Here is a 4,369-nt window from a genome sequence, read left to right as displayed (position 1 = left end):
CCAGGAGCAGACGATCCCGCTCGGCCTTCCGGGCCAGGACATCATCGGCCAGGCCAAGACCGGCACCGGCAAGACCTTCGGCTTCGGCATCCCCGTCGTCCAGCGCCTGGGCGTCGACCCGGCGCCGGGCGTCAAGGCGCTGATCGTCGTCCCCACCCGCGAGCTGTGCGTGCAGGTGTACGAGGACATGGACATGCTGACCTCCGGCCGCTCGACGAGCGTCGTGGCGATCTACGGCGGCAAGGCCTACGAGGGGCAGATCGACCAGCTCAAGGCGGGCGCGCAGATCGTCGTGGGCACGCCCGGGCGCCTCATCGACCTCAACAACCAGCGTCTGCTGGATCTCTCGAACGCGACCGAGGTCGTGCTGGACGAAGCCGACAAGATGCTCGACCTCGGCTTCCTGCCCGACATCGAGAAGATCTTCTCGAAGGTCCCCGCGATCCGTCACACGCAGCTGTTCTCGGCCACCATGCCGGGCCCGATCGTGGCGCTGGCGCGCCGGTTCATGTCGAACCCGATCCACATCCGCGCCACCGACCCCGACGAGGGACTGACGCAGGCCAACATCAAGCACCTCGTGTACCGCGCGCACTCGCTCGACAAGGACGAGATCATCGCCCGCATCCTGCAGGCCGAGGGGCGCGGCAAGACCGTGATCTTCACGCGCACCAAGCGCGCCGCGCAGCGCCTCGTCGACGAGCTGAGCGACCGCGGGTTCAACGCGGGAGCGGTGCACGGCGACATGAGCCAGGAGGCGCGCGAGCGCTCGATGGCGGGCTTCAAGGCCGGCAAGAAGGACGTGCTCATCGCCACCGACGTCGCCGCGCGCGGCATCGACGTCGACGACGTCACCCACGTCATCAACCACACCATCCCGGACGACGAGAAGACCTACCTCCACCGCGCCGGCCGCACCGGCCGCGCGGGCAAGACGGGCATCGCGGTCACGTTCGTCGACTGGGAGGACCTGCACAAGTGGGCCCTCATCAACCGGGCGCTGGAGTTCGGCCAGCCCGAGCCCGTCGAGACCTATTCGTCGAGCCCGCACCTCTACGAGGACCTCGACATCCCCGCCGGCACCAAGGGCCGCATCGTGACCGCCCCCAAGACGCAGGCCGTCCGCGTCCAGCCCGCGAAGGCGTCGGATGCCGCAGCCGAGGCGGCGACGGACGGTCAGGCACCCGGGCGCCGTCGCCGTCGCCGCCGCTCGGGCGGCTCGGCCGACCGGGTCGGGTCGACGTTCGAGCAGGCCGAGGGCTCGGCGAAGCCGGCCGAGGGGCAGTCGGCCGGCGCCGACGGCGACCGCGACGCCGACGGCGGCGGCACGCACGACGGCGGCGGCAAGGAGCACCACGACGGGCGTCCCGCCCCGCGTCGGCGTCGCCGTCGCCGCGGCGGCTCGGGCGCGCCTTCGGCGCCGGCCGGCGCCTGAGTATCGCCTGCACGGTCGCGGTGCCCGCACTCAGCGTTCTTTCAGCGATAGTGTGAGCGACGCGGCGGGGGAACGCCGCGACCTCGCATCTACGAAAGGCATACCGTGCGATTCATCGAAAACGCCGTGCCCATCAGTTACGAGTACCAGGGCTTCTGGGGCTCGTTCTGGGACATCATCTGGTGGTTCCTCTGGATCTTCTTCTTCATGGCGTACCTCTTCGCGCTGTTCGCCGTGATCGCCGACCTGTTCCGCGACCACAAGCTGAGCGGCTGGTGGAAGGCGGTGTGGATCATCTTCCTGATCTTCGTGCCGTTCCTGACACTGCTCGTCTACCTCATCGCACGCGGCAACGGCATGGCCCAGCGCAGCGCGAAGGAGGCGTCCGAGATCCAGAGCGCGCAGGACGCCTACATCAAGTCGGTGGCGGGTGGCGCAGCCAGCCCCGCCGACGAGATCGCGAAGGCGAAGGCCCTGCTCGACGCGGGCACGATCACGCAGGCCGAGTACGACGCGCTGAAAACCAAGGCACTGGGCTGATCACGTCGATCGCCTGAGTCGCGGCCTCCGCGTCCGGAGCGCCCTCGTCCACCCTCAGGGGTAGACGGGGGCGCTTCCTGTTGCACGGTCGATGATGCGGGCGACCATGTCGTCGGTGGTGGTGTGCTCGCCGGGCTGGTTGGGCTTGCCGAGGCCGTGGTAGTCACTGGAGCCGGTCACGATGAGGTCGCGTTCCAGGCACAGGTCCCGCAGCGTCTGGAGGCCCGGCTCGCGGTTCTCACGGTGGCCGAGCTCGAATCCCGCGAGGCCGGCCTGCAGCATCCGCTCCAGCAGGGCACCCGGGAGCAGACCCGCGCGACCTGCCGGGTGAGCGATGATCGGCACTCCCCCGGCACCGGCCACGAGCGCGACGGCCGTCACCGGGTCGGGTGCGTACAGCGCCACGTAGTAGTCGCCGCCCGGGCTGAGGATGCCGGCGAAGGCCTCGGCGCGGTCCTGCACGAGCCCCCGGGCGACGAGAGCGTCGGCGATGTGCGGACGGCCGACGGTCGCGCCGTCGGTGGTCTGGGCGAGGATGTCGTCCCAGACGAGGTCGTAGTCGCGGGCGATGCGATCGGCCATGATCCGCGCCCGGTCGAGCCGGGCCGAGCGGATGCGGGCGGTCTCAGCGCGCAGATCGGGGTCATCCGGATCGGGGAGGTAAGCGAGCACGTGGACGCTGCGCCATTCGTGGCGGGCCGACAGCTCCATCCCGGGGATGAAGGTCATGGCGAGGGATGCCGCCGCCTCGGCCGCCTCGGCCCAGCCGGCGGTCGTGTCGTGGTCGGTGAGGGCGGCCGTGCGCACCCCGTGCCGATGCGCCGACGCCATGACCTCGGCGGGAGGCTGGGTGCCGTCCGAGTGGGCCGAGTGCAGGTGCAGATCGCTCGGACCCTCGAAGCGCTGCGTGGTCGGCATCCTCCGAGCGTAGCGCGGCGACAGCACGCGCCACGCGGGGCGGCGCTGACCGATCTCCCAGCCTGGACGAATAGAGTCGCGGACGTGCTGCGCGTGCTCGGGATCCTCGTCACCGTCGTGTGCGCCGTCGCCGCCGCCGTGCTGACGTGGCCGGGGTTCTTCCACGTCGAGCGCACGTATCCGGTCGCGCAGGTGGTCTCGTTCCGCGGCGTCATGGTGCTCGCCTTCGCCGCCGTCGCGGTCGTCGCGCTGCTGCTGGCGATCGCGCGACCGATCCGTCCGCTGGCCTTCGCGCTGTCCATCGTGGCCGCACTCGCGGTCGTGGCGAACGGGGCGATCATCGCCTCGCGCGGCGGGCTGGGCACCGACCCGCTCCCTGCCGAGACCGAGACCAGCATCCGCGTCATGACCTGGAACACCGCGGGCCCCGCGACCTCGCCCGAGACGATCGCGAAGATCGCGGTGGCGATGGATGCCGACATCGTGGCCCTCCCCGAGACGACCATCGAGACGGGCGCCGCGGTCGCCGTCGCGATGCGCGAGCTCGGCCACCGGATGTGGGCGCACCACGCCGAGGACCCGTCCACCGAATGGGATGCCGGATCCACGACGCTGCTGATCTCGCCCGAGCTGGGCGAGTACTCGGTCATCGAGTCGTCGGCCGACGGCACGAGCAACACCTCGACGGTGCCCAGCGCCGTGGCGATGCCGGTGTCGGGCGACGGGCCGATCGTCGTAGCGGCGCACGCCGTCGCACCGCGCGAGGAGTACATGGACGACTGGCGCGACGATCTGCAGTGGCTCGCGGACCAGTGCGGCGACGGCAACGTCATCATGGCGGGCGACTTCAATGCGACGGTCGACCACATGTCCGGCCTCGGGATCGACGGCGCCACGCTCGGCCATTGCACGGATGCCGCCGTCGAGACCGGCAACGGCGCACTCGGCACGTGGGCGACCGACGTGCCGGCGATCCTGGGTGCCCCGATCGACCACGTCATGGCGTCGAAGCAGTGGCGCGCGACGGGGTCCATCGTGCTCCGCTCGCTCGACGGATCGGGGTCGGACCACCGTCCGCTGATCGTCCAGTACGAGCCCGCCGGCTGACGGCCTCCGGCCTGCGCGCGCGTCCGGCGCGCGTGCGAGACTGGACGCATGAGCACCGGAGCCAGCGAGACGTCCGCTGCGGCCACGAGCACCGCAGAGACGCACACCTCGACAAGCACGAATCGCCGTCAGCCGTTTGGCCAGGGTTTCCTCGACACCATCTCGACGGGCTGGGCCGAGCGTCCCGATCAGGTGCCGCCGGCGCGCGATCAGGCGCCGTTCGCCGCGGCGCGGCGCGATGCCGTGTCGGCCGCGTTCCCGGGCAAGCGCGTGGTGGTGCCGGCGGGCGAGCTCAAGCAGCGCAGCAACGACACCGACTATCCGTTCCGCGCGCACTCGGCCTTCGCGCACCTGACGGGCTGGGCCTCC

5 protein-coding genes are annotated in these 4,369 nt (G+C 71.0%); 4 read left to right on the top strand and 1 reads right to left on the bottom strand.

What is annotated here, in order from left to right:
* Both ACTHNQ_RS10605 and ACTHNQ_RS10600 read left to right on the top strand, forming a co-directional pair.
* Nucleotides 1–1,435: DEAD/DEAH box helicase (locus ACTHNQ_RS10605; protein WP_440333336.1), on the top strand; the 1,435-nt coding region annotated here is incomplete at its 5' end.
* Between the two features lie 105 nt (nt 1,436–1,540).
* Nucleotides 1,541–1,975 (top strand): SHOCT domain-containing protein, encoded by a 435-nt coding sequence (locus ACTHNQ_RS10600; RefSeq protein ID WP_440333335.1) that lies wholly within the window; start codon nt 1,541–1,543, stop codon nt 1,973–1,975.
* A 54-nt stretch (nt 1,976–2,029) separates the two neighbouring features.
* On the opposite strand, the gene ACTHNQ_RS10595 is transcribed toward ACTHNQ_RS10600, so the two are convergent.
* Nucleotides 2,030–2,893 carry a PHP domain-containing protein gene (locus ACTHNQ_RS10595; protein ID WP_440333334.1) on the bottom strand — a complete coding sequence of 288 codons (864 nt, stop codon included), beginning with the start codon at nt 2,891–2,893 and terminating at the stop codon, nt 2,030–2,032.
* 84 nt (nt 2,894–2,977) lie between these two features.
* Between ACTHNQ_RS10595 and ACTHNQ_RS10590 the strand changes: the two genes are divergently transcribed.
* Both ACTHNQ_RS10590 and ACTHNQ_RS10585 read left to right on the top strand, forming a co-directional pair.
* The gene (locus ACTHNQ_RS10590) at nt 2,978–4,000 is read left to right on the top strand and encodes an endonuclease/exonuclease/phosphatase family protein (protein WP_440333333.1); all 1,023 of its coding nucleotides are present in this window, start codon (nt 2,978–2,980) and stop codon (nt 3,998–4,000) included.
* A gap of 48 nt (nt 4,001–4,048) precedes the next feature.
* Nucleotides 4,049–4,369: aminopeptidase P N-terminal domain-containing protein (locus ACTHNQ_RS10585; RefSeq protein WP_440333332.1), on the top strand; the 321-nt coding region annotated here is incomplete at its 3' end.

Origin of the sequence: Microbacterium sp. (assembly GCF_051953575.1) — a bacterium.
Taxonomy (GTDB): domain Bacteria; phylum Actinomycetota; class Actinomycetes; order Actinomycetales; family Microbacteriaceae; genus Microbacterium.
This window is presented reverse-complemented; position numbering and strand designations above follow the sequence as displayed.